Below are 26150 nucleotides of genomic sequence, written 5' to 3'. Positions count from 1 at the left end.
AGCAGCAACAGCCGGGAACGCAGCCATGGCCCATGTAAAGAACCACGACTATCAGATCCTGCCACCCTCGATCTGGCCGTTCCTCGGCGCGATCGCCGCCTTCGTCATGCTGACCGGCGCGGTGGCCTGGATGAAGGGCATCACCGTCTTCGGTGCCCCGGTCGAGGGGCCCTGGATGTTCCTGATCGGCTTCGTGGCCGTGCTCTATGTCATGTTCGGCTGGTGGGCCGACGTGGTGAAGGAAGGCGAGTCGGGCGAGCATACCCCGGTCGTGCGCATCGGCCTGCAATACGGCTTCATCCTGTTCATCATGTCCGAGGTGATGTTCTTCGTCGCCTGGTTCTGGGCCTTCATCAAGAACGCGCTCTATCCGATGGGGCCGGACAGCCCGATCAAGGACGGCGTCTGGCCGCCGGAAGGCATCGTGACCTTCGATCCCTGGCACCTGCCGCTGATCAACACGCTGATCCTGCTTCTGTCGGGCGTCGCCGTGACCTGGGCGCACCATGCCTTCGTGCATGAGGGCGACCGCAAGACCACCATCAACGGGCTGATCGTCGCCGTCATCCTAGGCCTGTGCTTCACCGGGCTGCAGGCCTATGAATACAGCCACGCCGCCTTCGGCATGGCCGACACGGTCTATGCCGGCACCTTCTTCATGGCGACCGGCTTCCACGGCGCCCATGTCATCATCGGCACCATCTTCCTGTTCGTCTGCCTGATCCGGCTGATCCGCGGCCAGATGACGCAGCAGCAGCATGTCGGCTTCGAGGCCGCGGCCTGGTACTGGCACTTCGTCGACGTGGTCTGGCTGTTCCTCTTCGTCGTGATCTATATCTGGGGCCGCTGAGCCCGGCGGCAATCTGGCGGCGCGGGGCCCGGTCCCGCGCCGTTTTTCGTTGGAGACCCCGATGCGCCGCTATGTCTTTCCGCTGATCGTCGGTGTGCTCGGCTGCGCCATCCTGATCTCGCTGGGCCTGTGGCAGCTCAAGCGGCTGGAGTGGAAAGAGGGCATGATCGCCCGCATCGAAAGCGGCATCCACGGCCAGGCCGTGCCCTTGCCCGCCGCCGTCGATCCCACGATGAAATACATGCCGGTGCTGGTCTCGGGCCGGACCACGGGGGAAGAGATCGACGTGCTGTCCGGCACCCGCGAATCCGGCGGCGGCTACCAGGTCGTCTCGGGCTTCGTGCTGGATGACGGGCGCCGCATCCTCGTGGACCGCGGCTTCATCGACCAGGACCACAAGCGCGACCCGCGCCCGCCGGTGCGGCTGGAGGTCGCCGGCAACCTGCATTGGCCCGAGGAAAAGGGCAGCGCCACGCCCGCGCCGAACCTGTCCGAGAACATCTGGTTCGCCCGCGACGTGCCCGCCATGGCGGCGCAGCTCGGGACCGCGCCGGTGCTGGTCGTCGCGGCCGAGGTGCGGGGCGACGCGCAGGGTGTCGCGCCGATCCCGGTCGCGGTCGAGGGCATCCCGAACAACCACCTGGGCTATGCCGTGCAATGGTTCATGTTCGCCGCGGTCTGGGCAGGGATGACAGTCGCCCTGATCTGGCGTATCAGGCAGCGGAAATTCTAGGGGGACGCGATGCGTTACGTATCTACCCGGGGGCGGGCTCCGGTCTTGGACTTCGAACAGGCGATGATGACCGGCCTCGCGCGCGACGGCGGGCTGTATCTGCCCGAGGCCATGCCGATGTTCTCGGCCGACGAGATCGCCGCGCTCGAAGGGCTGCCCTATGAGGACGTCGCGCTGCGCATCGTTACCCCCTTCGTCGGCGACAGCTTTTCGCAGGACGAGCTGAAGGGCGCCATCGCGCGGGCCTATGCCGGCTTCGACCATGTCGCCCGCGCGCCGCTGGTGCAGCTGGCGCCGGGCCATCACCTGCTGGAACTGTTCCACGGGCCGACCATCGCCTTCAAGGACTTCGCCATGCAGCTGATCGGCCAGCTGTTCCAGCTGGCGCTGGCGCGGTCGGGCAGCCGGGTGACGATCCTGGGCGCAACCTCCGGCGACACCGGCTCGGCCGCGATCGAGGCGTTCCGGGGCCTGCCGAATGTCGACGTGTTCATCATGTATCCGCATGGCCGCGTCAGCGAGGTGCAGCGCCGGCAGATGTCCACGCCTTCGGAAGCCAATGTGCATGCGCTGGCCGTCGACGGCACCTTCGACGATTGCCAGGCGCGGCTGAAGGATCTGTTCAACGACCACGCCTTCCGCGACGCGGTGGGGCTGGCGGGCGTCAACTCGATCAACTGGGCGCGGGTGCTGGCGCAGATCGTCTATTACTTCACCGCCGCCGTCAGCTTGGGCGCACCGGGGCGCGAGGTGGACTTCAGCGTGCCGACCGGGAATTTCGGCGACATCTTCGCCGGCTCCATCGCCAAGCAGATGGGCCTGCCCATCGGCCGGCTGGTCGCGGCCGTGAACCAGAACGACATCCTGCACCGGGCGCTTTCGACCGGCGAATACCGGGTCGGCGAGGCGCAGCCCTCGATCAGCCCGTCGATGGATATCCAGGTCAGCTCGAACTTCGAACGCGCGCTGTGGCTGGCCTACGGCCGCGACGGCGGCGCCATCTCGCAGCTGATGGACGAGCTGAAATCCGGCGGCTTCGCCATCAGCCAGGGCGCGCTGCAGGCGCTGCGCGAGACCTATGCCTCGGGCCGCGTGTCCGAAGCGGAAACGCTGGCCATGATCGCCACCATCCGCGCCGAGACCGGCGAGGTGATCTGCCCGCATACCGCCGTCGGCGTGAAAATCGGCCGCGAGAACCTGCGCCCCGGCGTGCCCATGGTGACGCTGGCGACGGCGCATCCGGCGAAGTTCCCCGATGCGGTGGAACAGGCCATCGGCTTCCGCCCGGGCCTGCCGCCGCAGATGGCCGACCTGTTCGAGCGCGCCGAACGCATCACCCGTATTGAAAACGACGCGGATAGGCTTAAATCGCTGATCCTTGAACGGAGAGCAGCTTGACCGAACCCCGCATCAGCACCTTGCCGAATGGCCTGCGCGTCGTCACCCGCGACATGCCCGGCCTGCATTCCGCCGCCATCGGCATCTGGGTCAACGCGGGTTGCCGCGACGAACGCGCCGAACAGAACGGCATCGCGCATTTCCTGGAACACATGGCCTTCAAGGGCACGGCCACGCGCTCGGCCCTGGAAATCGTCGAGACCATCGAGAATGTCGGCGGCTATATCAACGCCTATACCTCGCGCGACGTGACCAGCTATTACGTGCGGGTGCTGGCGGGCGATGTGTCGCTGGCGCTGGACGTGATCTCCGACATCGTGCTGAACCCGGTCTTCGAGCCGCGCGAGATCGAGGTCGAACGCGGCGTGATCCTGCAAGAGATCGGCCAGTCGCTGGACACGCCCGACGACGTGATCTTCGACTGGCTGCAAGAGGCGGCCTATCCCGACCAGCCCATGGGCCGCACCATCCTGGGCCCGGCCGAGCGGGTCAGCCATTTCACCCGCGACGACCTCTCGCGCTTCATCGGCGAGCATTACGGGCCGGAACGCATGATCGTCGCCGCCGCCGGCGCCGTGGACCACGACCGCATCCTGCGCCAGGTCGAGGCGATCTTCGGCGGCCTGGCCACCCGCGCCGGCACCACGCGCGAGCCCGCCCGCTGGCAGGGCGCCGAGGCGCGGCGCGTCAAGAAGCTGGAACAGGCGCATTTCGCCCTGGGTTTCGAGGGGCCGGGCTATCAGGACGCCGATTTCTACGCGGCGCAGATCTGGACCTCGGCCCTGGGGGGCGGCATGTCCTCGCGCCTGTTCCAGAAGATCCGCGAGGAAAAGGGCCTGTGCTATTCGATCTTCGCGCAGTCCGGTTTCCACGACGACACCGGCATGGTGACGATCTATGCGGGCACCTCGGGCGACCAGGTGGCGGATCTGGCCATGCTGACCGTGGACGAGCTGAAACGCTCGGCCGATGACATGACCGAGGCCGAGATCGCCCGCGCTCGGGCGCAGATGAAGGCCGGGCTGCTGATGGGGCTGGAAAGCCCGACCGGCCAGGCCGAGCGCATGGCGCGGTCGCTGGCGATCTGGGGCCGGGTGCCCGATGCCGCCGAGGTGGCCGAGCGCATCGACGCCGTGACCGTGGCGCAGATCCGCGGCCATGCCCGGCAACTGCTGGGCAATGCCCGCCCGGCGCTGGCGCTTTACGGCCCGGTCAAGGCGGCGCCCACGCGCGAGGAACTGGCCGCGAGGCTTGCCGCCTGATGTTCGGCCGAAGGCGTCCGCCCAGTCTCGAGACCGAGCGGATGCTGCTGCGCCTGCCCGCACATCAGGATTTCGGCCCCTGGGTGGCGCTGCGCGTGGAAAGCCGCGCCTTCCTGACGCCGTGGGAGCCGGTCTGGGCCGCCGACCACTTGTCGAAGCGCAGCTTCACCAACCGGGTCTATTGGGCGCTGCGCGCCAGCCGCAACGGCACCGCGCTGCCGCTGTTCCTGATCCGCCGCGACGGCACGCTGCTGGGTGCGATCACGCTGGACAACATTCGCCGCGGCCCGGCGCAATCGGCCACCATCGGCTATTGGATCGGCCAGTCCTTCGCCCGCCAGGGCTACATGCGCGAGGCCATCGGCGCGCTGGTCAACCATGCGTTTTCGCAGATGGACCTCAGCCGGATCGAGGCCGCCTGCCTGCCCGAGAACACGCCCTCGCGCGGGGTGCTGGAACGCGCCGGCTTCAAATACGAGGGCGTGGCGCAAAGCTATCTGCAGATCAACGGCCGCTGGCGCAACCATGTGCTGTATTCCAACCTGCGCCACGACCGGCGCGGCAAGACCGAGGTGCGCTGATGCTCAATCCCGCCGACGAAACGCTGGCCGCGCGCCTGCCCGATGGCGTGCTGCGCCCGGTCGCTCCGGCCTATCTGGAAGAGCCGCGCGGCCGCTATTTCGGCCGGGCCGGCCTGGTTGCCGCGCCGCGCAACACCGATGAGGTCGCGGCCGTGGTGCGCGCCTGCGCCGCGGCGCGGGTCGGCATCGTGCCGCGCGGCGGCGGCACCGGGCTGGTCTCGGGTCAGGTCATGCCCGAGGGGCCGGCGCCGCTGATCCTGTCGCTGGAACGCATGACCGCGTTGCGCGGCATCTGGCCCGAGGAAAACGTGCTGGTCGCCGAGGCCGGCATGACGCTGCAAGCCGTGCGCGACGCGGCGGCGGGCGCGGGTCGGCTGTTCCCGCTGTCGCTGGCCAGCCAGGGCACGGCGGCCATCGGCGGCTGCCTTGCGACCAATGCCGGCGGCGTCACCGCGCTGCGCTATGGCACCGCGCGGGCGCTGTGCCTGGGGGTCGAGGCGGTGCTGCCCGACGGGTCCATCGTCCACGATCTGAAGCGGCTGCGCAAGGACAACACCGGCTACGACATCCGCGACCTTTTGATCGGCGCCGAGGGCACGCTGGGCATCGTCACCGCCGCCAGCCTGAAGCTGGTGGTGCCGCCGCCGAACCAGGGCCTTGCCATGCTGCAGGTGCCGGGCCCCGAGGCGGCGCTGACGCTTCTGTCGCTGGCCGAGGGCCGCATGGCCGGCGGCGTCACCGCCTTCGAGCTGATCGGCGGGCAGGGGCTGGCCTTCCTGTCCGAGGTGCTGCCCGAGATCCGCCAGCCGCTGCCGGGCGTCCCTTGGTCGGTGCTGGTCGAGGTCGGCCTGCCCGCCGGGCTGGCCCCGGACGAGGCGCTGGAGGGGCTGCTGATCGAGGCCATGGAGCGCGGGCTGGTGCTGGACGGCGTGATCGCCCAGTCGGGTCAGCAGGCGGCGGATTTCTGGCACCTGCGCGAGCATATCCCCGAGGCGAACCGCCGCATCGGCGCCATCGCCAGCCATGACATCAGCCTGCCGCTGTCGGAGATCGCCGGCTTCATCCGCGATGCCGGCGCGGCCTTGGCGGGCGAGGGGGTGCGGATCAACTGCTTCGGCCATCTCGGCGACGGCAACCTGCATTACAACCTGTTCCCGGCGCCCGGCCGCCAGCGCGGAGAATACGACGACCGCCGCAAGGCGCTGTCGGCGCTGGTGCATGAGATGGTGGTGGCGCGCGGCGGCTCCTTCTCGGCCGAGCATGGCGTCGGCCGGCTGAAGGTCGGCGAATTGGAGCGCTGGGGCGACCCGGCGCGGCTGGCGGCGATGCGGGCGATCAAGCAGGCGCTGGATCCCTTGGGCATCATGAACCCGGGGGCGGTGCTTTCAGCAGCGGCGTAAGCGCCGCGCGCAGGTGGTCGAGATAGGCCGAGAGCCGCGGCGCGATGAAGGGTTGCGGCAGATACAGGGCCTGGATGTCCAGCTGCGGCCGCCCGTAGCCCGGCAGCAGCCGTTCCAGCCGGCCGGCGGCGACGTCCTCGGCCACGACGAAGCCGGGGATCAGCCCCAGCCCCTCGCCCTCCAGCACCAGCCGGCGCACGGCCTGGGCGCTGTTCACGGTGATCTGGCCGGGCAGGGCGACGCTGACCGCCTTGCCCTCGATCAGGAAGGCGGCACGGCCGGGCGACTGGGCATTGCTGTCGCGGATGCAGACGTGGTCGCGCAGCGCCTCGGGATGGGTCGGGCGCGAATGGCGGGCCAGATAGGCGGGGCTGGCGACGGCCCAGGCCTCGGTCTGGCCGATGCGGCGGCCGATCAGGCTGGAATCGGGCAATTGCCCGATGCGCAGCGCCAGATCGAAGCCCTCGGCCGCAAGATCGACGTAGCGGTCGCTGAGATGCAGGTCGATGCTGATGCCCGGATGCGCGCGGGTGAAGTCGCGGGTCAGCTGCGTCACGAACATCTCGCCAAATGTGACCGGGGCGGTGATGCGCAGCCGGCCGGTCAGCATGCCCTCCTCGGCGCTGGCCTGGGCGTCGAGCTCCTCCATCGCGGCCAGCACCCGGCGCGCGGCGATCAGGTAACGCTCGCCCGAAGGCGTCAGCGACAGCGCGCGGGTGGTGCGGTTCAGCAGCGTCACGCCCTGCTGCCCCTCCAGCGCCGCGACATATTTGCTGACCAGCTTGTTCGAGATCCCCAGCCTTTCGCCGGCCCGGGTGAACGAGCCCGCGTCCACCACGGCGACGAAGGCGCGGATGCCGTCGATCCTGTCCATGAAATCCCCGTCATGGCGACAATGTTTCCATGAATATGGCCATTTCTGCGAAAATGGCCAAGCGCTATCTTGCCGGCAGTGAACAGGTTTCAAGGACAATCGCGATGAGCACCCTCAACCACGGCGGCTTGGCCGCCAGCGAAAACCGGGCCGACCTGGCCGCCCTGCTGCTGCGCCTGCTGGCCGGGGCCTGGTTCCTGGTCCACGGGCTGACCAAGCTCCTGGTCTTCACCCCGGCGGGCACGGCGGGCTATTTCCAGTCGCTGGGCCTGCCCGGCGCGCTGGGATATCTGACCATGGTGCTGGAGATCGCCGGCGGCCTGGCGCTGATCGCCGGCATTGCGACGCGCCATGTCGCGCTGGTCCTGGCGGCGGTGCTGCTGGGTGCGGCCTGGTTCGGCCATGCGGCGAACGGCTTCGGCTTCGGCAACCCGGGCGGCGGCTGGGAGTACCCGGTGTTCTGGGCCGTGACCATGCTGGCGCTGGCGCTGCTGGGCGACGGGGCCTGGTCGCTGGGCAAGCGCCGCTGAATCGGTTTCGTAACGCCTGCGCAATCTTGCTGCGAAGGCCGGCCCCGGGGCCGGCCTTTTCCCTGCGCGCATGGCAGGGTTGATTTGTCGTTGCAGCCGTTTGAGCCTAAGCATCGCGGCATCAGGGAGGGGCTCATGAACCAGGATTATCTGCATCGTATCCGCCACGCCGGTTTGCGCGACCGCGTGGTCAGCGCCGAGGCGGCCGCCGGCCTGATCCGCGACGGCATGGTGCTGGGCATGTCCGGCTTTACCCGCGCGGGCGAGGCCAAGGCGGTGCCGATGGCCCTGGCCGAGCGCGCGAAGCGTGAGCCGATGAAGGTCACGCTGATGACCGGGGCCTCGCTTGGCAACGACCTCGACAAGACCATGGCCGAGGCGCATCTCCTGTCGCGCCGCATCCCCTTCATGTCCGACCCGGCCCTGCGCCGCGCCATCAATGCGGGCGAGGTGATGTATATCGACCAGCACCTGTCCGAGACGGTCGAGCAGCTGCGCACCTGCCAGCTGCCGCCGGTGGACATCGCCATCATCGAGGCGGTGGCGATCACCGAGCAGGGCGGCATCGTGCCCACCACCTCGGTCGGCAATTCGGCCAGTTTCGCGCTGCTGGCCGACAAGGTCATCGTCGAGATCAACCTGAGCCAGCCCGAGACGCTGGAGGGGCTGCACGACATCTATATCCCGACCTATCGCCCGACCCGGACGCCGATCCCAGTCGTGGCGCCGGAAAGCCGGGTCGGCTATCCCTTCATCCCGGTGCCGCCCGAGCGCATCGCGGCCATCGTCGTCTCGACCAAGCTCGACTCGTCCTCGACCGTGCTGGACCCGGACGCCGAGACCCGCGCCATCGCCGGCCACCTGACCGAGTTCCTGAAGAACGAGGTGGCGCATTCCCGGATGCCCGGCCATCTGCATCCCTTGCAGGCCGGCATCGGCACCATTGCCAATGCGGTGCTGCACGGCTTCATCGACAGCCCGTTCCACGACCTGACGATGTATAGCGAGGTCTTGCAGGATTCGACCTTCGACCTGATGGATGCGGGCAAGATGGTCTTTGCCTCGGGCTCGTCCATCACGCTGTCGGCGCCGAAATATGCCGAGGTGATGGCGCGGTTCCAGGACTACAAGCCCAGGCTGGTGCTGCGGCCGCAGGAGATCTCGAACCACCCCGAGGTGGTGCGGCGGCTGGGGCTGATCTGCATCAACACGGCGCTGGAGTTCGACCTCTACGGCAATGTGAACTCGACCCATGTCATGGGCACGCAGATGATGAACGGCATCGGCGGCTCGGGCGATTTCGCGCGGAATGCCTATCTGTCGGTCTTCGTGACGAAATCCATGGCCAAGGGCGGGCGGATCTCCTCGGTGGTGCCGATGGTCAGCCATGTTGACCATACCGAGCATGACGTGGATATCCTGGTGACCGAGCAGGGGCTGGCCGATCTGCGCGGCCTTGCCCCGCGCGAGCGGGCGCGGGTGATCCTGGCCCATTGCGTGGGCCCCGAATGGCGCGACGCGCTGGCGGATTACCACGCGCGGGCGCTGGCGCGCGGCGGGCATACGCCGCATGTGATCGAGGAGGCGCTGAGCTGGCACGATCGGCTGCGCCGCACCGGCAGCATGAGGCCGGAATAAGGCAGACGCGCCCGGCGATCCTGCGCGGGCGCGTTGCGTGTCAGGCGGTGGCGGGGGCTCTGCCCCCCGCCGATCCGACCCCTCGATGGGGTCGGATCGGCGTCCCCCGGGGTATTTTCAGAACAAAGAAGCTCACCAGGCCGGGATGACGGCGCCTTGGTATTTCTCCTCGATGAAGGTCTTCACCGCCGGATCGTGATAGGCCTCGACCAGCTCCTTGGCCCAATCCGCATTCTCGTCGGCCTTGCGCACCACGATGACATTGGCATAGGGGCTGTCGGCCTGTTCCATGGCGATGGCGTCCTCGTTGGGGTTCAACCCGGCGTCCAGCGCGTAATTGGTGTTGATGACGGCGATGTCGGCATCGGCAAGGGTGCGCGGCAGTTGCGCGGCCTCGAGTTCCAGGAACTTCAGGTTCTTCGGGTTCTCGGAGACATCCAGCGGCGAGGGCGTCAGCCCGGTGCCCTCGGCCAGCTTGATCAGCCCCTTGGCCTGCAGGATCAGCAGGGCGCGGCCGCCGTTGGTCGGGTCGTTCGGGATCGCCACCTTGGCGCCCTCGGGCAGATCGTCCAGCGATTTCAGCTTTTCGGAATAGACCCCCATCGGCGTGGTGATGGTCTTGCCGATGGTCACCAGATCGAAGCCGCGGTCCTTGATCTGGTTGTCCAGATAGGGCTGGTGCTGGAAGCTGTTGGCGCTCAGGTCGCCGTCGTTCAGCGCCTGGTTCGGCACCACGTAATCGGTGAACTCGACGATGTCGATGGTCAGCCCCTTGGCGGCAGCGACCTTGGCCACCTCTTCCATGATCTCGGCATGCTCGCCGACCGAGACGCCGACCTTGATTTCCTCGGCCGAGGCCATGGCGGCCGTCAGCGCGAATGCCGAAGCGAGAAGGGCGATCTTACGCATCATATGTCCTTTCGGTTATTGGCCCCGGTTGCGCGGGGCGCGTTTGTCGAAGCGGGAGGCGATCCATTCGCCGCAGCTTTGCACCAGTTGCACCAGCACGATCAGGATGACGACCACCGCCAGCATGACCTCGGGCATGAAGCGCTGGTAGCCGTAGCGGATGCCGAGATCGCCCAGGCCTTCGCCGCCGACCGCGCCGACCATGGCGGAATAGCCGATCAGGCTGACCACGGCGAGCGTCAGGCCCAGGATGATGCCGGGCATGGCCTCGGGGATCAGCACCTTGCGGACGATCTGGCCCGGCGTGGCGCCCATGGCGCGGGCGGCCTCGATCAGGCCGGCATCGACCTCGCGGATCGCGGTTTCGATCAGCCGGGCGATGAAAGGGGCGGCCGCGATGGTCAAGGGCACGATGGCCGCCGTGGTCCCGATCGAGGTGCCGGCGATCATCCGGGTGAAGGGGATGATCGCCACCACCAGGATGATGAAGGGCGTCGAGCGCGCCGCATTCACCACGAGGCCCAGCACCGTGTTCAGCCAGGGCGCGGACAGCAGCTCGCCCCGGCGCGAGGTGGCCAGGAACACGCCCAGCGGCCCGCCGATCAGCGTGCCGAGCAGCGTCGACATGGCGACCATGTAGAGCGTCTGCAGCGTGGCTTCCCACAGGATCGGGATCAGGTTAGCCGACATAGCCCAGCACCTCGGTCAGAAGCCCGTGTTCCTCGAGGAAGGCCTGCGATTCGTCCAGCCGCGCGGCGGGCAGGCCGACGATCAGGCTGCCGAAGGGGCGGGCGCCGATTTCCTCGATGGCGCCGGCCAGGATGTTGACGCCGACGCCGCGTTCGGCGGTCAGCCGCGCCAGCATCGGGTCGGTGGCATGGGCGCCGATGAAGGTGATCTGCACCACCGCCTGCGCGTCGGCGCCCTGCGGCGCCTCCCGCATCTGGCCGGCGACGAATTGCGGCACCGCGACGCCGGTCACCCCGGTCAGGAACGAGCGCGTGGTGGCATGGGCGGGCTTCGAGAATACGTCGTAGGTCTCGCCCGTCTCGACGATGCGGCCGGCCTCGATCACCGCGACATGGCTGCAGATGTCGCGCACCACCGCCATTTCATGGGTGATCAGCAGGATGGTCAGGCCGAGGTCGCGGTTGATCGCCTGCAAGAGCTCCAGCACCTGTCGGGTGGTGTCGGGGTCCAAGGCCGAGGTCGCCTCGTCCGACAACAGCACGCGCGGGCCGGTGGCGAGCGCCCGGGCGATGCCGACCCGCTGCTTCTGCCCGCCCGAGAGCTCGGCCGGATAGCGGTTCGCCTGGGCGGTCAGGCCGACGCGCTCGGTCAACTCGGCGGCGCGCGGGGCGATCTTTGCGGCATCGACCCCGGCGATCTCCAGCGGCAGGGCGATGTTTTCGCTGACGGTTCGGCTGGCGAGCAGGTTGAAATGCTGGAAGATCATCCCGACTTCGCGCCGGACGCGACGCAGCGCGGTGCCGGTGGCGGCGCCGACGTCGTGGTCGTTGACGATCACCTTGCCCGAGCTGGGGCGTTCCAGCCCGTTCACCATGCGCAAGAGCGTCGACTTGCCGGCGCCCGAGCGGCCGATGATGCCGGTGATCGCGCCCTGCGGCACGTCCAGCCAGATGTCGTGCAGCGCCACCACGTCGCTGCCGCCCTTTTGCGGATAGCGGCGCGTCACGCCCTGGAATGAGATTGCCGGCTCTGCCATCTGCCCCGGTGCCTTGAATGTCAGCCGCAGACCTATGCCCGGCGGGCCGGGCTTGGCAAGGGGCAGGGGACGCGCAAAGGGGCAATGCCATTCCAAACCCGGCCCGGGTGGTGGAATGGCGTTCCTTTCGCGGGGATTACGCTGCGGAAAGCGCGGCGACGATGGGGCCGAAGTCGCTGGCCTTGAGGCTGGCGCCGCCGACCAGCGCGCCGTTCACATGCGGGATGGCGAAGATTTCCGCCGCATTGCCCGGCTTGACCGAACCGCCATAGAGCAGGGCGAAGTCGGCGCCGTCGGCGAAGCGCGCGGCCAGGCGGTCGCGCATCAGGGCATGGACCTCGGCGATCTGGTCGTTCGTCGGGGTGCGGCCGGTGCCGATGGCCCAGACCGGCTCATAGGCGATCACCGTGTTCGCCGCCGTGGCGCAGTCGGGCACCGAACCGGCGAGCTGGGCCGAGATCACGTCCAGCGTCTGGCCCGCGTCGCGCTGCGCCTCGGTCTCGCCGACGCAGATCACCGCGACCAGGCCGGCCTCATGCGCGGCGACGGCTTTGGCGGCGACCTGGGCGTCGGTCTCGGCATGGTCGGTGCGGCGCTCGGAATGGCCGAGGATGACGTGGCTCGCGCCCACGTCCTTCAGCTGCTGGGCGGCGATGTCGCCGGTATGGGCGCCCGAGGCTTTCGCATGGCAGTCCTGGCCGCCGGTGGCGATGCCCTTGGCGGCCACGGCCTGGACCAGCACCGCGGGCGGGCAGATCAGCACGTCGCAGCCCGCCGGTTGCGCCAGGATGGCGTCGATCTCGGCCAGCGCGGCCAGGGTTCCGTTCATCTTCCAATTGCCGGCGGCGAGTTTGCGCGGGGCCATCAGCCTCTCCCTTGTTGTGCTGCCAGGGGATTAGGCCGGCTGCCGGGGCGGATCAAGGATGTCTGCGCTAACGCCCGGCACGCTAGAGCTTTGGCGCGGCACCCGCGGTGTTGCCGGCGATGGCGAAGCTGACCGATTCGCCACAGCCGCAGGCGTCGGTGACGTTCGGATTGCGGAACCTGAAGCCGGATTCGAGCATGCCGGTCTCGTAGTCGATCTCGGTCCCGAACAGATACATCTGCGCGGTGGGGGCGATCAGCACCCGCGCCGCGCCCTGTTCGACGACCTCGTCGCCGGGCGAGGCGGTCTCGGCCAGTTCCATGGTGTATTCCATGCCGGCGCAGCCGCCCTTCTTCAGGCCGATGCGCAGCCCGCTGGCGGATTTCGCGGCCATCAGCCGGGCGATCTGGCGCTCGGCCGCTTGGGTGATGGTGACGGGACTTTTGCCGGGGATGGAAAACATCGGGGACTTCCTTGTTCGCTGCCCTTTATCTAGGGGCGTCGGGGCTGCCGCTCAAGGGGTGCTTGACTCTGGTCGCGGGGCGGCTATAAGCGCCGCTTCATTGGTGTTGGTGGACCCCGCAAGGGGAACCCTGTCGGGCATTATGCCAAAGGACAACGCCCTTCGACAACGTGAAAGAAGGAGATCAGCGATGACCAAACGCACCGCTGCCAAGTACAAGATCGACCGCCGCATGGGCGAAAACATCTGGGGCCGCGCCAAGTCGCCGCTGAACAAGCGCGAATACGGCCCGGGCCAGCACGGCCAGCGCCGCAAGGGCAAGCTGTCGGACTTCGGCACCCAGCTGCGCGCCAAGCAGAAGCTGAAAGGCTATTACGGCGACCTGACCGAGAAGCAGTTCCGCCGCATCTATGCGGAAGCCGAGCGCGTCAAGGGCGACACCGGCGAGAACCTGATCGGCCTGCTGGAGCGCCGCCTGGACGCCGTGGTCTATCGCGCCAAGTTCGTGCCGACCATCTTTGCCGCCCGCCAGTTCGTGAACCACGGCCACGTGGAAGTGAACGGCAAGCGCGTGAACATCGCCTCCTACCGCGTCAAGGAAGGCGACGTGATCTCGATCCGCGAGCGTTCGCGCCAGCTGGCCATCGTGCTGGAAGCCGTCGCGCTGACCGAGCGTGACGTGCCTGACTATCTGGAAGTCGACCACAACAAGATGACCGCGAATTTCGTGCGCCAGCCGGCCTTGGGCGACGTGCCCTATGCCGTGCAGATGGAACCGAACCTGGTCGTCGAGTTCTACGCCAAGAACTGATCCTTTCGGGTCAGACGGGTTGCAGGGCCGTCCCTTCGGGGGCGGCCTTTTCGTTTTGCGGCACGGTCGCGGGGGTATTTCGGGAGCAAAGAAGCGGGGGCCGTGCCCCCAGGGCCACAGCCGGGGCTGGTAACGATCCCGTGGATTGCGGCCTCGGCCCGCGGTCTGGAATGAGGGGCTGCGCGGACAGATCTCGGAGGATGCGATGCGGCTTGTGGCGGTTTTGATGGCGGTGCTGGCACTGCCGGCGGCGGCGCAGGAGAAGCCTGCGGCCGAGGAGAAGCTCTGGACCTGCGAGACCTCGATCGCGGGCGAGAAGACCGAGATCAACTATGTCCGCGACGCCGAATTCCGCGAGAATGTCGGGCGGCTCGAGAAGAATCTCTCGGGCTGGGGGCGGATTTCCTGCCCGGGCTACGTCACCCTGCGCGAGATCCTGCGCCGCAACCAGATGGCCGACGACGGCAGCTATTGCCTGTTGTGGGACAAGGCCGGGGACACCTACATCGGGGCGCAGAAGGGCGCGCGCAAGGGCAATGCGCTGTGCCGCAAGACCTTCTGCGAGCGGGTGAATTCGACCCGGCAGGCGACCTTCCGCAATGCCAATGCGCTGGCCGTCGCCGGCTATGACGCGGTGACGCAGCGGCCCGGGGCGACGATCCTGGCCGCGACCTCGGGCTCGATGGTCGGCACGCTGGAGGCGGCGGGGGCGGCGGCGATGGGCGTCGCGGCCTCGCCGGTCGCGGTGGGGTCGATGGTGATCGGCTCGGCCGCGGTGAGCGGCACAATGTGGTATTGCGCCGAGGAATAGGGCTTCGCGCGCAGCGGGGTTCGGGGGCCGTGCGCGCAGGCGTGCGGCCTTTTGCTTTTCGGGGCTTGCGCCGGGTGCCGCAGCCATTTAGTTATGTAATAACGTAACTAAATGGAGCGAGACGATGCGAGGGATCGGATGGGGTGCGGCGGCCTTGGCGCTGCTGCTGGCGGCAGGGCCGGGCATGGCCGAGCAGGGCAAGGGGCACAGCCACGAGCATGGCCATGACCACAGCCATGGCGACCCGCAGCAGGCCCAGATCGAGAAGGGCTATTTCGAGGATGCCCAGGTCGCCGACCGGCCGCTGTCGGACTGGGAGGGCGACTGGCAGTCGGTCTATCCGCTGCTGCAGGACGGCACGCTGGACCCGGTGATGGCGCACAAGGCCGAGCATGGCGACAAGACCGCCGCCGAATACAAGGCCTATTACGACACCGGCTATCGCACCGAGGTCGAGCGGATCGAGATCCACGGCGACACCGTCAGCTTCCATGCCGGCGACGAGGTCCTGACCGGGCAATATGCCTCGGACGGGCACGAGATCCTGACCTATGCCAAGGGCAACCGAGGCGTGCGCTTCATCTTCAGGAAGGTTTCGGGCGATGCGGACGCGCCGGGCTGGTTCCAGTTCAGCGACCACAAGATCGCGCCGGCCAAGGCCGATCACTACCACCTCTACATGGGCAACGACCGGGCGAAGCTGCTGGAGGAGGTGACGAACTGGCCGACCTATTACCCGGCCGCGCTGACGCCGCGGCAGATCGTCGAGGAGATGCAGGCGCATTGAAGGAAAAGGCCCCGGTTTCCCGGGGCCTTTCGCGGCTCAGGCTTTCGCCAGATTGCGCAGCACGTAATGCAGCACGCCGCCGTTTTCGAGATATTCGATCTCGACCTCGGTATCGACGCGGGCCTTGAGCTGGATCACCTTCACGGTGCCGTCGGCATAGCGGATCGTCGCCGGGACCAGCGACAGCGGCTTGAAGTCGCCTTCCAGGCCGTCGATCGAGATCACCTCGTCGCCGGTCAGCCCCAGGGACTTGCGGTTGTCGCCGCCGGTGAACTCGAAGGGGATCACGCCCATGCCGACCAGGTTCGAGCGGTGGATGCGCTCGAAGCTCTCGGCGATGACCGCCTTGACGCCCAGCAGGTTGGTGCCCTTGGCCGCCCAGTCGCGGCTGGAGCCCGCGCCATATTCGATGCCGCCGATCACCACCAGCGGGATGCCCGCGTCCTTGTAGGCCATGGCCGCGTCGTAGATCGAGGTCTGCTGGCCGTCCGGTCCCTTGGAATAGCCGCCCTCGACGCCCTCCAGCATCTCGTTGCGGATGCGGATATTGGCGAAGGTGCCGCGCATCATGACCTCGTGGTTGCCCCGGCGCGAGCCGTAGCTGTTGAAGTCGCGCGGCGCGACCTGGTGCTCGGTCAGGTATTTCCCGGCCGGCGTGGTCGGCTTGAAGGAGCCGGCCGGCGAGATGTGGTCGGTGGTGATCATGTCGCCCAGCAGCGCCAGGATGCGGGCGCCGTCGATATTGTGGATCCGGCCCTTCTGCGGGCCCATGCCCTGGAAATAGGGCGGGTTGCGGATATAGGTCGAGCTCGGCGGCCAGTCGTAGGTCTCGCTGTCGGTCACCTCGACCGCCTGCCAGCGCGCGTCGCCCCTGAACACGTCGGCGTATTTCTGCTGGAACATCTCGCGGGTGACGATGCTTTCGACCAGCTCCGCGACCTCTTTCGATGTCGGCCAGATGTCCTTCAGGAACACCGGCTGGCCTTCGGGCGTATGGGCCAGCGGCTGGGTGGTCAGGTCGATGTTCATGTCGCCGGCGATGGCATAGGCCACGACCAGCGGCGGCGAGGCCAGGTAGTTGGCGCGCACGTCGGGCGAAATCCGGCCCTCGAAGTTGCGGTTGCCGGACAGGACCGAGACCGCGACCAGGTCGTTTTCGTTGATCGATTTCGAGATCTCGGGCGCCAGCGGGCCGGAGTTGCCGATGCAGGTGGTGCAGCCGAAGCCGACTAGGTTGAAGCCCAGTGCATCCAGGTCGTCCTGCAGCTCCGCCGCCTTCAGGTATTCCTCGACCACCTGGCTGCCGGGCGCCAGCGAGGTCTTGACCCAGGGCTTGCTGGTCAGGCCAAGCGCGCGCGCCTTGCGGGCGACGAGGCCCGCCGCCATCAGCACATAGGGGTTCGAGGTATTGGTGCAGGAGGTGATCGCCGCGATCACCACCGAGCCGTCGCGCAGGGTATAGTCCTGGCCCTCGACGGTGCCGGTGTTCAGGTGGCCGTGATGGCCGCCCGGAATCTCGGACGGTTTGGGATCGGGGGCGCCGCCTTCGCGGGTCATCAGCTCTTTCTCGGCCTTGGGGGCCGAGGGTGCCGGGCGCATGCCCAGGATATAGTCGCGGAACGCCTTGGCCGAATCGGTCAGCGCGACGTGGTCCTGCGGCCGTTTCGGGCCCGAGATCGCCGGAACGACGTCGGCCTGGTCCAGTTCCAGCGTCGAGCTGTAGACCGGCGCGTAATCCGGCGTCCGCCAGAAGCCGTTCTCCTTGGCATAGGCCTCGACCAGGGCGATGCGCGATTCGTCGCGGCCGGTCTGGCGCAGATAGCGCAGGGTTTCGTTGTCGATCGGGAAGAAGCCGCAGGTGGCGCCGTATTCGGGGGCCATGTTGGCGATGGTGGCGCGGTCGGGCAGCGGCATGTGGTCCAGCCCGTCGCCGTAGAATTCCACGAACTTGCCGACGACGCCGTGCTTGCGCAGCATCTGCACCACCTTCAGCACCAGGTCGGTGGCGGTCACGCCCTCGCGCAGCGCGCCGGTGATCTTGAAGCCGACGACCTCGGGGATCAGCATCGAGATCGGCTGGCCCAGCATGGCCGCCTCGGCCTCGATGCCGCCGACGCCCCAGCCCAGCACGGCAAGGCCGTTCACCATCGTCGTATGCGAGTCGGTGCCGACCAGCGTGTCGGGATAGGCCACCTCGACACCGTTCTGGTCGGTGTCGGTCCAGACCGTCTGCGCCAGGTATTCCAGGTTCACCTGATGGCAGATGCCGGTGCCCGGCGGCACCACGCGGAAATTGTTGAAGGCGTTCTGCCCCCATTTCAGGAAGGTATAGCGCTCCATGTTGCGCTGATATTCCAGGTCGACGTTCATCTGGAAGGCGCGGGGCGTGCCGAATTCGTCGACCATGACCGAGTGGTCGATGACCAGGTCAACCGGGTTCAGCGGGTTGATCCGCTGCGGGTTGCCGCCCAGCGCCTTGATGCCGTCGCGCATCGCGGCCAGGTCGACCACGGCCGGCACGCCGGTGAAGTCCTGCATCAGCACGCGGGCCGGGCGATAGGCGATCTCGCGCGGGTTCTGGCCGCCTTTTTCCGCCCATTCGGCGAAGGCCCTGATGTCATCGACGCTGACCGTGCGGCCGCCGTCCTCGAAGCGCAGCAGGTTTTCCAGCACCACCTTCAGCGAGGCGGGCAGGCGCGAAAAGTCGCCCAGGCCGGCCTCGGTCGCGGCGGCGATGGAGTAATAGGCGACATTCGCGCCGCCGACCTGAAGCTGGCGGCGCGTCCCGGCGGTGTCGGTTCCTGTTTCGATGGGCATGTCCCGGCTCCCTATCTTCTGAAAAAAGGTGGCTGATGGCGGTGCTTACTGACCATGTGCGCCTTTTCCCGGAGCGGTTCAAGAGGGGCGGCGCCGAATTGTATGCTAAAGTATACCGATTTGGCCGCCGGCGGGACGGGGTTGTGGGATTTGCAACACGGTCACGGCGCCGGAACGGGGCGCTAACAAAGCATTGATTTGTCGTCCGTGCCCCGGCCGGGTTAGCTGACCCGCATCGGAAGGGCCGGGAATGCACAGGACAATGCCGAAGACTCGCGACAACAGGACAGGACCGGAGTCCGGGAAACCCCGTGCCCGGGTGCCGGGCCTGGCGGGCGGGACGCGGATCCTGGCGCTGGTCCTGGCGCTGGCGGCCGGGGTGCCGGCGCTGGCGCAGGACGGTGGCGGCATGGGTGGCGGCCCGGGCGAAAATGTCGCCGGCGGCATGGGGATGGGTGCGGATCATGTCGGCGTCTCGACCCTGTCGGACCCGCCCTCGGCGCCGATGGGCACGGCGCCCGCCGCGCCGATGGACGCGCCGACCGATGCCGCTCTCGCGGACGGTCCCGAACCCTCCGCCCCCGCCGAGCCCGAGGATGACGGCATCATCGGCCTGATCCCGGCGCCCGAGGGCGAGCCGGGCCTGCCCGCCGACCTGCTGCCGCCGATGCAACCCGTGGACCTGGCCGGTCCCGGCGTCGCCGCCTTCGCCGAGGTGCAGGCCCGCCGCATGCTGGGCCCGATCGATCATCCGCCGGTGGTGGTCGAGCTTTTCACCTCGCAGGGCTGTTCGTCCTGCCCCCCCGCGGACGAGATGCTGGGCGATCTGGCTGACCGCGACGACGTGCTGGCACTGTCCTGGCATGTCGATTACTGGGATTATCTCGGCTGGGCGGACGAATTCGCCCGGCCCGAATTCACCCGCCGCCAGCAGGCCTATGCGCATCAGTCGGGCGAGCGGGCGATCTATACCCCGCAGATGATCGTCGGCGGCAGCGACACGCTGATCGCGCTGCGCCCGGCCGAGCTGATGGGGCTGGTGCAGGGCCAGATGGCGCGCCCGCCCATGGTCATGGTCTCGTCCAGCCAGCAGGCGGAAGGCTATCGCATCGAGCTGACGCCGCGCGGCGCGATCCGCGACCGGGTGGCGATCATCCTGGTGCGCTATGCCCCGGCCCGCAAGGTCACGATCAAGGCCGGCGAGAACCGCGGCGTGGCGCTGAACTATCGCAATGTCGTCCTGGCGGCCGAGCGCGTCGCCGAATGGGATGGCCGCGCGCCGCTGCGCATGACCGTGAAGCCCGATCCGCAAAGCGGCGACGCCTTCCCCACCGACACCCGCCATGCCATCCTGGCGCAGGAGCTGGGCGAGGGCGACCCGCGCGCCGCCAGCGGCCCGATCCTGGCCGCGATCCGGCTGGACTGAACCCGCCATCCGGGGCACAAGCGCGCATCCCGCCGATGAAAGGAACCTCTGCCCGTGTCCGATGCCCGCAAGTCCGACGCCCGCAAGATCAACCCCTGGCTCAAGGCCGCGCTGGAATTCGGGCCGCTGATCCTGTTCTTCCTGGTCTTCTCGCGCTTTCGCGACCACGTGGTCAGCTTTGGCGGACGGGACTATTCCGGCTTCATCCTGGCGACGCTGGTCTTCATCCCGGTTCTGGTCGCCTCGACCCTGGTGCTGTGGCGGCTGACCGGCAAGCTGGCGCCGATGCAGATCGCGACGCTGGCGCTGGTCGTGGTCTTCGGCGGGCTATCGGTCTGGCTCAACGACCCGAAATTCTTCAAGATGAAGCCGACGCTGATCTACCTGCTCTTCGCGGGTCTCCTGGGCATCAGCCTGGCGCTGGGCCGCAACTGGCTGCAACTGGTCATGTCCGAGGCGCTGCCGATGCGCGCCGAGGGCTGGCGCATCCTGACCATCCGCATGGTGGCGCTGTTCCTGGGCCTGGCGCTTGCCAACGAACTGGTCTGGCGGCTGATGTCGGAAACCGCCTGGGTCAACTTCAAGACCTTCGGCCTGCCGGCGATCATGGTGGCCTTCTTCGTGCTGAACGCCCGGCTTTTCGAACGCTACGCCCTGCCCGGGGATCAGTGACGCCTTGATCGGCCGGCGGCGGGGGCGTATCGGGGATTCAGCCCCAAGGAGTCCGCGCCATGTCTGACAAGTCCCTGCACCCCCGCACCCGCGCCATCCACCACGGCATCCGCCGCAGCCAATATGGCGAGATGGCCGAGGCGCTGTTCATGACCCAGGGCTTTGCCTATGACAGCGCCGAGCAGGCCGAAGCGCGCTTCATCAAGGCCGGCCCGGACGAATTCATCTATGCCCGCTACGGCAACCCGACCTCGCGCATGTTCGAGGACCGGATCGCCAGCCTGGAAGGCACCGAGGACGCCTTTGCCACCGCCTCGGGCATGGCGGCGGTGAATGGCGCGCTGATGTGCTTCGCCAAGCCCGGCGACCATATCGTGTCCTCCCGGGCGCTGTTCGGCTCGTGTCTCTATGTGCTCGACGTGCTGACCCGCTTCGGCGTCGAGGTGAGCTATGTCGACGGCACCGACCTTGACCAGTGGCGTGCGGCGATCAGGCCCGACACCCGTGCGGTGTTCTTCGAATCGGTCTCGAACCCGACGCTGGAGGTGGTCGATATCGCGGGCGTCGCCGCGCTGGCCCGGGCCGTGGGCGCGCTGGTCGTGGTCGACAACGTCTTCGCCACCCCGGTCTACAGCCGCGCGGTCGAGCAGGGCGCCGACGTGGTGGTCTATTCCACGACCAAGCACATCGACGGCTCGGGGCGCTGCCTGGGCGGCGTGATCTGCGGCACCCGGCAATTCGTGCGCGAGGTGGCCGAGCCCTATCTGAAACACACCGGCGCCGCGATCAGCCCCTTCAACGCCTGGCTGATGCTGAACGGGCTGAACACGCTGGACCTGCGGGTCCGGGCCCAGACCGACAGCGCCCTGGCGCTGGCCCGGGCGCTGCAGGACATGGCCGGCGTGACCCGGGTGGTCTATCCGGGCCTGCCCGACCATCCGCAATTCGATCTGGTGCAGCGCCAGATGGGGGCGGGCGGCACGATGATCGCCGCCGATGTCGGCAGCAAGGAGGCCGCCTTCGCCGCCATGGACCGGCTGCGGGTCTTCGAGATCTCGAACAACCTCGGCGATGCCAAGTCGATCGTCACCCATCCCGCAACCACGACGCATTCGCGCCTGACCCCCGAGGTGCGCGAGGGCCTGGGCATCACCCCGGGCCTGCTGCGGCTGTCGGTCGGGCTGGAACATGCCGACGATCTGATCGACGATCTGCGTCAGGCGCTGGCCTGAACCCGGGTGCATCCGCATTAAGTCGGACGCCCCTTTTGTTTTGGCTGTATAATGCCCACATTGCAGCCGGACCTGCCCCAGGGAGACGACGATGACCGAGGCCCGCCCCGTCGCCACCGAACGCGCCTATCCGGCGCTGTCGCGCGAATACCCCAGTGATTTCCGCGTGGACGACGCCTACAAGGCCAGCCTGCCGGACCTGCAGAATGGTCCGGCCAGCCTGATCGTGGGCGCCCGCGCGCCGATCCAGCATGTCGGCATCTCGAACTTCCGCCTGCCGATCCGCTACGAGACCCGGCCCGATTCGACGCATCTGGGCGGCGACATCACGCTGGAAACCAGCGTCACCGGTACCGTCAGCCTGGAGGCCGACCGCAAGGGCATCAACATGAGCCGCATCATGCGCTCGTTCTATGCCCATGCCGAAAAGCAGTTCTCGATGCGGGTGCTGCAGGCGGCGCTGGACGACTACAAGTCCGACCTGGACAGTTTCGATGCCCGCATCCAGATGCGGCTCAGCTACCCGATCCGGGTCGAATCGCTGCGTTCGGGCCTGTCGGGCTGGCAGTATTACGACGTGGCGCTGGAGCTGGTCGAGCGCGCCGGCCACCGGCTGCGCATCATGCATTTCGACTATGTCTATTCCTCGACCTGCCCCTGCTCGCTGGAGCTCAGCGAACATGCCCGCCAGATGCGCGGCCAGTTGGCGACGCCGCATTCGCAGCGTTCGGTGGCGCGCATCTCGGTGGTGATGCATGGCGATACGCTGTGGTTCGAGGATATGGTCGACCTCTGCCGCCGCGCCGTCGCCACGGAAACCCAGGTCATGGTGAAACGCGAGGACGAGCAGGCCTTTGCCGAGCTGAACGCGGCGAACCCGATCTTCGTCGAGGATGCCGTGCGCGCCTTTGCCGGCGAACTGATGGCCGAGCCGCGCATCGGCGATTTCCGCGTCGTCGCCAGCCACCAGGAATCGCTGCATTCGCATGACGCGGTCTCGGTGCTGACCCAGGGCGAGACCTTCGCGCAGGTCAGCCTGGATCCGTCGATCTTTGCCGGGCTGCGGGCGTGAACAAGCCGTGAACACGGGCTTCCCTCGGCGGCCCGTCGTCGCTATGCTGCCGGCATGAGCGATTTCGACGATTCCGACGCCTTCGAGGCCGCCGCCGCCCCGGTGCCGCTTTCGCAGCGCGCCATGTCGGCGCGGCCGGCGCCCTATCTGGAGGGGTTGAACGCGGCGCAACGCGCGGCGGTCGAGGCGCTGGACGGCCCCGTCCTGCTGTTGGCCGGGGCAGGGACCGGCAAGACCCGGGCGCTGACCACCCGCATCGCGCATCTGCTGACCCTGGGCCGCGCGCGGCCGGGGCAGATCTTGGCCGTGACCTTCACCAACAAGGCCGCGCGCGAGATGAAGGATCGCATCGGCCGCCTGCTGGGCGAGATGGTCGAGGGCATGCCCTGGCTCGGCACCTTCCACAGCGTCAGCGTCAAGATCCTGCGCCGCCATGCCGAGCTGGTCGGCGACGCCGAATTGCACCTGAAGCCCAGCTTCACCATCCTCGACACCGACGACCAGATCCGGCTGATGAAGCAGCTGATCGCGGCCGAGAACATCGACGAAAAGCGCTGGCCGGCGCGGCAACTGGCCGGGCTGATCGACGGCTGGAAGAACCGCTGCATCACCCCCGCCCGGCTGCCCAAGGGCGAGGAACGTGCCTTCGACGGCTGGGGCGGCAAGCTCTATGCCGCCTATCAGCGCCGGCTCCTCGAGCTGAACGCCGTCGATTTCGGCGACCTGCTAATGCATTGCGTCACCATCTTCCAGGCCCACCCGGACGTGCTGCGCCAGTGGCAGGAGCGGTTCCGCTATATCCTCGTCGACGAATACCAGGACACCAACGTCGCGCAATACATGTGGCTGCGGCTGCTGGCCCAGGCGCATCGCAACATCTGCTGCGTCGGCGACGACGACCAGTCGATCTATGGCTGGCGCGGCGCCGAGGTCGGCAACATCCTGCGCTTCGAAAGCGATTTCCCCGGCGCCCAGGTGATCCGGCTGGAGCAGAACTATCGCTCGACCCCGCATATCCTGGCCGCGGCCTCGGGGCTGATCGCGTCGAACAAGGGGCGGCTGGGCAAGACGCTCTGGACCGATGCCGAGGGCGGCGAGCCGGTGCGCCTGATCGGCCATTGGGACAGCGAGGCCGAGGCGCGCTGGATCGGCGAGGAGATCGAGGCCTTCCACGGCGGCCACCGCCACAGCGTCGGCCGGCGCAGCCTGAACGACATCGCCATTCTCGTGCGCGCCAGCCACCAGATGCGCGCCTTCGAGGACCGCTTCATGACCATCGGCCTGCCCTATCGGGTGATCGGCGGGCCGCGCTTCTACGAACGCCAGGAAATCCGCGACGCCATGGCCTATTTCCGGCTGGCGGTCAGCCCCACCGACGACCTCGCGTTCGAGCGCATCGTGAACGTGCCGAAGCGCGGCCTGGGCGACAAGGCGGTGCAGACCATCCAGGCCGAGGCGCGCGAGCGCGGCCTGTCGCTGCTGGAAGGCGCCGCCTCGGCGGTGGCGGTGGGCGCGCTGGGCGGCAAGGGCGCCGGCGCCCTGCGCCAGTTCACGCAAGCCATGGGCCGCTGGCACGCCGACGCGCTGGACGCCCGCGTGAACCACGTCGAGCTGGCCGAGCGCATCCTGGACGAATCCGGCTATACCGCGATGTGGCAGAACGACAAATCGCCCGACGCGCCGGGCCGGCTCGACAACCTCAAGGAATTGGTCAAGGCGCTGGAGGAGTTCGAAAACCTGCAAGGTTTCCTGGAACACGTCGCGCTGGTCATGGACAATGACAAGGGCGAGCAGGCCGAGCAGGTCAGCATCATGACGCTGCACGCCGCCAAGGGGCTGGAATACCCCATCGTCTTCCTGCCGGGCTGGGAGGACGGGCTGTTCCCCAGCCAGCGCAGCATGGACGAATCCGGCATGAAGGGCCTCGAGGAGGAGCGCCGGCTGGCCTATGTCGGCATCACCCGGGCCGAGGAGCTGGCCACCATCACCTTTGCCGGCAACCGCCGCATGTATGGGCAATGGCAATCCTCGCTGCCCTCGCGTTTCATCGACGAATTGCCCGAGGAGCACGTCGAGGTGCTGACGCCCCCCGGCCTCTATGGCGGCGGCTATGGCGCGGCGGCGGCTTTCGCGGCGTCGTCCATGCACGACCGCGCCGCCAAGGCCGATGTCTACAATTCTCCGGGCTGGAAGCGCATGCAGGAACGGTCCACCGCGCGTACACAGCCCGTGCACCGCACGCCGGTCATCATCGACGCCGAGCCGGCCGCGCGCTTTGCCGTCGGCGACCGGGTGTTCCACCAGAAATTCGGCAATGGCACGGTGATGGGCATCGCCGAGGACACGCTGACCGTCGAATTCCCGACCGGCTTCAAGACCATCAAGGCGGGCTATGTGCAGCCCGCCTCGGGTGCCTCGTCGGGCGCGTCCACCGACGACGTGCCGTTCTAGAGCGCGGCCCGGACCACATCCGCCAAGGGCGTGGTCGGCCGTCCGATCAGCGCCGACAACTGCCGGCCGTCGTCGAACAGCGCGCCCTGGCTGGCGCCCACGTCCCAGCTTGCGATCGCCGCCGCCAGCCCTTCCGGCAGCCCGGCTCCGACCAGCGCCGCGGCATAATCCGCCTCGGAAAGGTTGCGATAGGGGATGTCCTTGCCGCTCTGGCGCGAGACCTCGGCCGCCAGATCCGCCAGCGTCCAGGCATCGTCGGCTGCCAGCTCATGGGTCTTGCCGGCGTGGCTGCCATCCGCGGCCACGATCGCCGCGGCATCGGCATAATCCGCCCGCGCCGCGCCCGAGATCCGGCCCGGGCCCGCCGCCCCGATCAGTGCGCCGTGCTGCAAGGCGGCCGGAACCGCGCCGGTATAGTTCTCGGCATACCAGCCATTGCGCAGGATCACATGCGGAATGCCGGATTCCACGAGCGCCGCCTCGGTCGCCACATGCTCGCCCGCCAGCGACAGCGGCGAGCGGTCGGCATGCAGCAGGCTGGTATAGACGATCTGCCCGACGCCGGCGGCCTTGGCCGCCGCGATCACGGCGCGGTGCTGCGCTTCGCGCTTGCCGACCTCGCTCGAGGAAATCAGCACCAGCCGCGCGACGCCGGCCAGCGCCGGCGCCAGCGTCTCGGGCCGGTCATAGTCGAAGGCGCGGGTCTCGACGCCCAGCTCGGCCTTTTCCGGCGAGCGCGCCAGGGCGACGATCTCGCCCGCGGGCAGCAGGGTCTTCAGCTTCTCGATGGTCAGGCGGCCCAGCTGGCCGGTGGCTCCGGTGACGGCAATGGTCATGGGGTT

Annotated in this window: 24 protein-coding genes; 16 read left to right on the top strand and 8 right to left on the bottom strand. The window is 68.1% G+C overall.

Annotated features, from left to right (window positions below; all coding sequences use genetic code 11):
- The first annotated feature begins 25 nt into the window (after positions 1-25).
- The 6 genes from ASV56_RS05575 to ASV56_RS05550 all read left to right on the top strand — a co-directional run bounded on the left by ASV56_RS05575 (position 26) and on the right by ASV56_RS05550 (position 6224).
- A complete protein-coding gene (locus ASV56_RS05575) occupies positions 26-850 on the top strand; it encodes a cytochrome c oxidase subunit 3 (RefSeq protein ID WP_062561130.1) in 825 nt (274 codons plus the stop codon).
- Positions 851-911: 61 nt separating this feature from the next.
- Positions 912-1583: an SURF1 family protein gene (locus ASV56_RS05570; RefSeq protein ID WP_062561129.1), complete on the top strand. Its 672-nt coding sequence runs from the start codon at positions 912-914 to the stop codon at positions 1581-1583.
- A 9-nt stretch (positions 1584-1592) separates the two neighbouring features.
- The gene (thrC, locus tag ASV56_RS05565; RefSeq protein ID WP_062561128.1) at positions 1593-2981 is read left to right on the top strand and encodes a threonine synthase; all 1389 of its coding nucleotides are present in this window, start codon (positions 1593-1595) and stop codon (positions 2979-2981) included.
- Positions 2978-4243 (top strand): M16 family metallopeptidase, encoded by a 1266-nt coding sequence (locus tag ASV56_RS05560; protein WP_082724741.1) that lies wholly within the window; start codon positions 2978-2980, stop codon positions 4241-4243. Before thrC ends, ASV56_RS05560 begins: the two co-directional genes overlap by 4 nt.
- Positions 4243-4824 (top strand): GNAT family N-acetyltransferase, encoded by a 582-nt coding sequence (locus tag ASV56_RS05555; protein ID WP_062561127.1) that lies wholly within the window; start codon positions 4243-4245, stop codon positions 4822-4824. The genes ASV56_RS05560 and ASV56_RS05555 overlap by 1 nt, the downstream gene beginning before the upstream one ends.
- Positions 4824-6224, top strand: a complete 1401-nt coding sequence (locus tag ASV56_RS05550) for an FAD-binding oxidoreductase (RefSeq protein ID WP_062561126.1) — start codon at positions 4824-4826, stop codon at positions 6222-6224. Before ASV56_RS05555 ends, ASV56_RS05550 begins: the two co-directional genes overlap by 1 nt.
- Here ASV56_RS05550 and ASV56_RS05545 read toward each other — a convergent pair.
- On the bottom strand, positions 6187-7098 hold the full coding sequence (locus tag ASV56_RS05545; RefSeq protein ID WP_062561125.1) for a LysR family transcriptional regulator: 912 nt from the start codon (positions 7096-7098) through the stop codon (positions 6187-6189). The genes ASV56_RS05550 and ASV56_RS05545 overlap by 38 nt on opposite strands.
- A 104-nt stretch (positions 7099-7202) precedes the next feature.
- On the opposite strand from ASV56_RS05545, the gene ASV56_RS05540 reads away from it, so the two are divergent.
- Both ASV56_RS05540 and ASV56_RS05535 read left to right on the top strand, forming a co-directional pair.
- Positions 7203-7628, top strand: a complete 426-nt coding sequence (locus tag ASV56_RS05540) for a DoxX family protein (RefSeq protein WP_082724740.1) — start codon at positions 7203-7205, stop codon at positions 7626-7628.
- 135 nt (positions 7629-7763) lie between these two features.
- Positions 7764-9266 (top strand): acetyl-CoA hydrolase/transferase family protein, encoded by a 1503-nt coding sequence (locus ASV56_RS05535; protein ID WP_062561124.1) that lies wholly within the window; start codon positions 7764-7766, stop codon positions 9264-9266.
- Positions 9267-9398: 132 nt separating this feature from the next.
- On the opposite strand, the gene ASV56_RS05530 is transcribed toward ASV56_RS05535, so the two are convergent.
- From ASV56_RS05530 to ASV56_RS05510, 5 genes are all read right to left on the bottom strand, one after another.
- On the bottom strand, positions 9399-10175 hold the full coding sequence (locus ASV56_RS05530) for a MetQ/NlpA family ABC transporter substrate-binding protein (protein ID WP_062562242.1): 777 nt from the start codon (positions 10173-10175) through the stop codon (positions 9399-9401).
- Positions 10176-10190: 15 nt separating this feature from the next.
- Positions 10191-10865, bottom strand: a complete 675-nt coding sequence (locus ASV56_RS05525) for a methionine ABC transporter permease (protein ID WP_062561123.1) — start codon at positions 10863-10865, stop codon at positions 10191-10193.
- Positions 10855-11901, bottom strand: coding sequence for a methionine ABC transporter ATP-binding protein (locus tag ASV56_RS05520; protein WP_062561122.1), 1047 nt, complete (start codon positions 11899-11901; stop codon positions 10855-10857). Before ASV56_RS05520 ends, ASV56_RS05525 begins: the two co-directional genes overlap by 11 nt.
- Positions 11902-12037: 136 nt before the next feature.
- Positions 12038-12766, bottom strand: a complete 729-nt coding sequence (gene tpiA / locus ASV56_RS05515; RefSeq protein ID WP_062561121.1) for a triose-phosphate isomerase — start codon at positions 12764-12766, stop codon at positions 12038-12040.
- Between the two features lie 82 nt (positions 12767-12848).
- Positions 12849-13229, bottom strand: coding sequence for a HesB/IscA family protein (locus ASV56_RS05510; RefSeq protein WP_062561120.1), 381 nt, complete (start codon positions 13227-13229; stop codon positions 12849-12851).
- Positions 13230-13419: 190 nt separating this feature from the next.
- On the opposite strand from ASV56_RS05510, the gene rpsD reads away from it, so the two are divergent.
- The 3 genes from rpsD (at position 13420) to ASV56_RS05495 (ending at position 15638) form a co-directional block, all read left to right on the top strand.
- Positions 13420-14040, top strand: a complete 621-nt coding sequence (rpsD, locus tag ASV56_RS05505; RefSeq protein WP_062561119.1) for a 30S ribosomal protein S4 — start codon at positions 13420-13422, stop codon at positions 14038-14040.
- Between the two features lie 205 nt (positions 14041-14245).
- Positions 14246-14851: a hypothetical protein gene (locus ASV56_RS05500; RefSeq protein WP_062561118.1), complete on the top strand. Its 606-nt coding sequence runs from the start codon at positions 14246-14248 to the stop codon at positions 14849-14851.
- 124 nt (positions 14852-14975) lie between these two features.
- Positions 14976-15638, top strand: a complete 663-nt coding sequence (locus tag ASV56_RS05495; RefSeq protein WP_062561117.1) for a ZinT family metal-binding protein — start codon at positions 14976-14978, stop codon at positions 15636-15638.
- 36 nt (positions 15639-15674) lie between these two features.
- On the opposite strand, the gene acnA is transcribed toward ASV56_RS05495, so the two are convergent.
- On the bottom strand, positions 15675-18455 hold the full coding sequence (gene acnA / locus ASV56_RS05490) for an aconitate hydratase AcnA (RefSeq protein WP_062561116.1): 2781 nt from the start codon (positions 18453-18455) through the stop codon (positions 15675-15677).
- A gap of 262 nt (positions 18456-18717) precedes the next feature.
- Here acnA and ASV56_RS05485 point away from each other — a divergent pair, with 262 nt between their 5' ends.
- The 5 genes from ASV56_RS05485 to ASV56_RS05465 all read left to right on the top strand — a co-directional run bounded on the left by ASV56_RS05485 (position 18718) and on the right by ASV56_RS05465 (position 25308).
- Positions 18718-19881, top strand: a complete 1164-nt coding sequence (locus ASV56_RS05485; protein ID WP_253879878.1) for a DUF1223 domain-containing protein — start codon at positions 18718-18720, stop codon at positions 19879-19881.
- A 54-nt stretch (positions 19882-19935) separates the two neighbouring features.
- Complete coding sequence (locus ASV56_RS05480) at positions 19936-20553, top strand: inner membrane-spanning protein YciB (RefSeq protein ID WP_062561114.1); 618 nt, start codon at positions 19936-19938, stop codon at positions 20551-20553.
- A gap of 59 nt (positions 20554-20612) precedes the next feature.
- Complete coding sequence (gene metZ / locus ASV56_RS05475; RefSeq protein ID WP_062561113.1) at positions 20613-21785, top strand: O-succinylhomoserine sulfhydrylase; 1173 nt, start codon at positions 20613-20615, stop codon at positions 21783-21785.
- 91 nt (positions 21786-21876) lie between these two features.
- Positions 21877-22857 carry a GTP cyclohydrolase FolE2 gene (folE2, locus tag ASV56_RS05470; protein WP_062561112.1) on the top strand — a complete coding sequence of 327 codons (981 nt, stop codon included), beginning with the start codon at positions 21877-21879 and terminating at the stop codon, positions 22855-22857.
- A 54-nt stretch (positions 22858-22911) separates the two neighbouring features.
- Entirely contained in the window at positions 22912-25308 is a 2397-nt protein-coding gene (locus ASV56_RS05465) for an ATP-dependent helicase (RefSeq protein WP_062561111.1), read from the top strand.
- Here ASV56_RS05465 and ASV56_RS05460 read toward each other — a convergent pair.
- Positions 25305-26144, bottom strand: a complete 840-nt coding sequence (locus ASV56_RS05460) for an NAD(P)H-binding protein (RefSeq protein ID WP_062561110.1) — start codon at positions 26142-26144, stop codon at positions 25305-25307. The two genes, ASV56_RS05465 and ASV56_RS05460, sit on opposite strands and share 4 nt — an antisense overlap.
- Between the last annotated feature and the right edge of the window lie 6 nt (positions 26145-26150).

Origin of the sequence: Paracoccus aminovorans (assembly GCF_001546115.1) — a bacterium.
GTDB classification, from domain to species: domain Bacteria; phylum Pseudomonadota; class Alphaproteobacteria; order Rhodobacterales; family Rhodobacteraceae; genus Paracoccus; species Paracoccus aminovorans_B.
This window is presented reverse-complemented; position numbering and strand designations above follow the sequence as displayed.

Excerpts from the sequence above, each read along its gene's own strand:
- ASV56_RS05575 (WP_062561130.1), top strand. The coding sequence starts at position 26 with ATGGCCCATGTAAAGAACCACGACTATCAGATCCTGCCACCCTCGATC.
- ASV56_RS05570 (WP_062561129.1), top strand. The coding sequence starts at position 912 with ATGCGCCGCTATGTCTTTCCGCTGATCGTCGGTGTGCTCGGCTGCGCC.
- thrC (WP_062561128.1), top strand. The coding sequence starts at position 1,593 with ATGCGTTACGTATCTACCCGGGGGCGGGCTCCGGTCTTGGACTTCGAA.
- ASV56_RS05555 (WP_062561127.1), top strand. The coding sequence starts at position 4,243 with ATGTTCGGCCGAAGGCGTCCGCCCAGTCTCGAGACCGAGCGGATGCTG.
- ASV56_RS05550 (WP_062561126.1), top strand. The coding sequence starts at position 4,824 with ATGCTCAATCCCGCCGACGAAACGCTGGCCGCGCGCCTGCCCGATGGC.
- ASV56_RS05545 (WP_062561125.1), bottom strand. The coding sequence starts at position 7,098 with ATGGACAGGATCGACGGCATCCGCGCCTTCGTCGCCGTGGTGGACGCG.
- ASV56_RS05540 (WP_082724740.1), top strand. The coding sequence starts at position 7,203 with ATGAGCACCCTCAACCACGGCGGCTTGGCCGCCAGCGAAAACCGGGCC.
- ASV56_RS05535 (WP_062561124.1), top strand. The coding sequence starts at position 7,764 with ATGAACCAGGATTATCTGCATCGTATCCGCCACGCCGGTTTGCGCGAC.
- ASV56_RS05530 (WP_062562242.1), bottom strand. The coding sequence starts at position 10,175 with ATGCGTAAGATCGCCCTTCTCGCTTCGGCATTCGCGCTGACGGCCGCC.
- ASV56_RS05525 (WP_062561123.1), bottom strand. The coding sequence starts at position 10,865 with ATGTCGGCTAACCTGATCCCGATCCTGTGGGAAGCCACGCTGCAGACG.
- ASV56_RS05520 (WP_062561122.1), bottom strand. The coding sequence starts at position 11,901 with ATGGCAGAGCCGGCAATCTCATTCCAGGGCGTGACGCGCCGCTATCCG.
- tpiA (WP_062561121.1), bottom strand. The coding sequence starts at position 12,766 with ATGGCCCCGCGCAAACTCGCCGCCGGCAATTGGAAGATGAACGGAACC.
- ASV56_RS05510 (WP_062561120.1), bottom strand. The coding sequence starts at position 13,229 with ATGTTTTCCATCCCCGGCAAAAGTCCCGTCACCATCACCCAAGCGGCC.
- rpsD (WP_062561119.1), top strand. The coding sequence starts at position 13,420 with ATGACCAAACGCACCGCTGCCAAGTACAAGATCGACCGCCGCATGGGC.
- ASV56_RS05500 (WP_062561118.1), top strand. The coding sequence starts at position 14,246 with ATGCGGCTTGTGGCGGTTTTGATGGCGGTGCTGGCACTGCCGGCGGCG.
- ASV56_RS05495 (WP_062561117.1), top strand. The coding sequence starts at position 14,976 with ATGCGAGGGATCGGATGGGGTGCGGCGGCCTTGGCGCTGCTGCTGGCG.
- acnA (WP_062561116.1), bottom strand. The coding sequence starts at position 18,455 with ATGCCCATCGAAACAGGAACCGACACCGCCGGGACGCGCCGCCAGCTT.
- ASV56_RS05485 (WP_253879878.1), top strand. The coding sequence starts at position 18,718 with ATGCCGAAGACTCGCGACAACAGGACAGGACCGGAGTCCGGGAAACCC.
- metZ (WP_062561113.1), top strand. The coding sequence starts at position 20,613 with ATGTCTGACAAGTCCCTGCACCCCCGCACCCGCGCCATCCACCACGGC.
- folE2 (WP_062561112.1), top strand. The coding sequence starts at position 21,877 with ATGACCGAGGCCCGCCCCGTCGCCACCGAACGCGCCTATCCGGCGCTG.
- ASV56_RS05465 (WP_062561111.1), top strand. The coding sequence starts at position 22,912 with ATGAGCGATTTCGACGATTCCGACGCCTTCGAGGCCGCCGCCGCCCCG.
- ASV56_RS05460 (WP_062561110.1), bottom strand. The coding sequence starts at position 26,144 with ATGACCATTGCCGTCACCGGAGCCACCGGCCAGCTGGGCCGCCTGACC.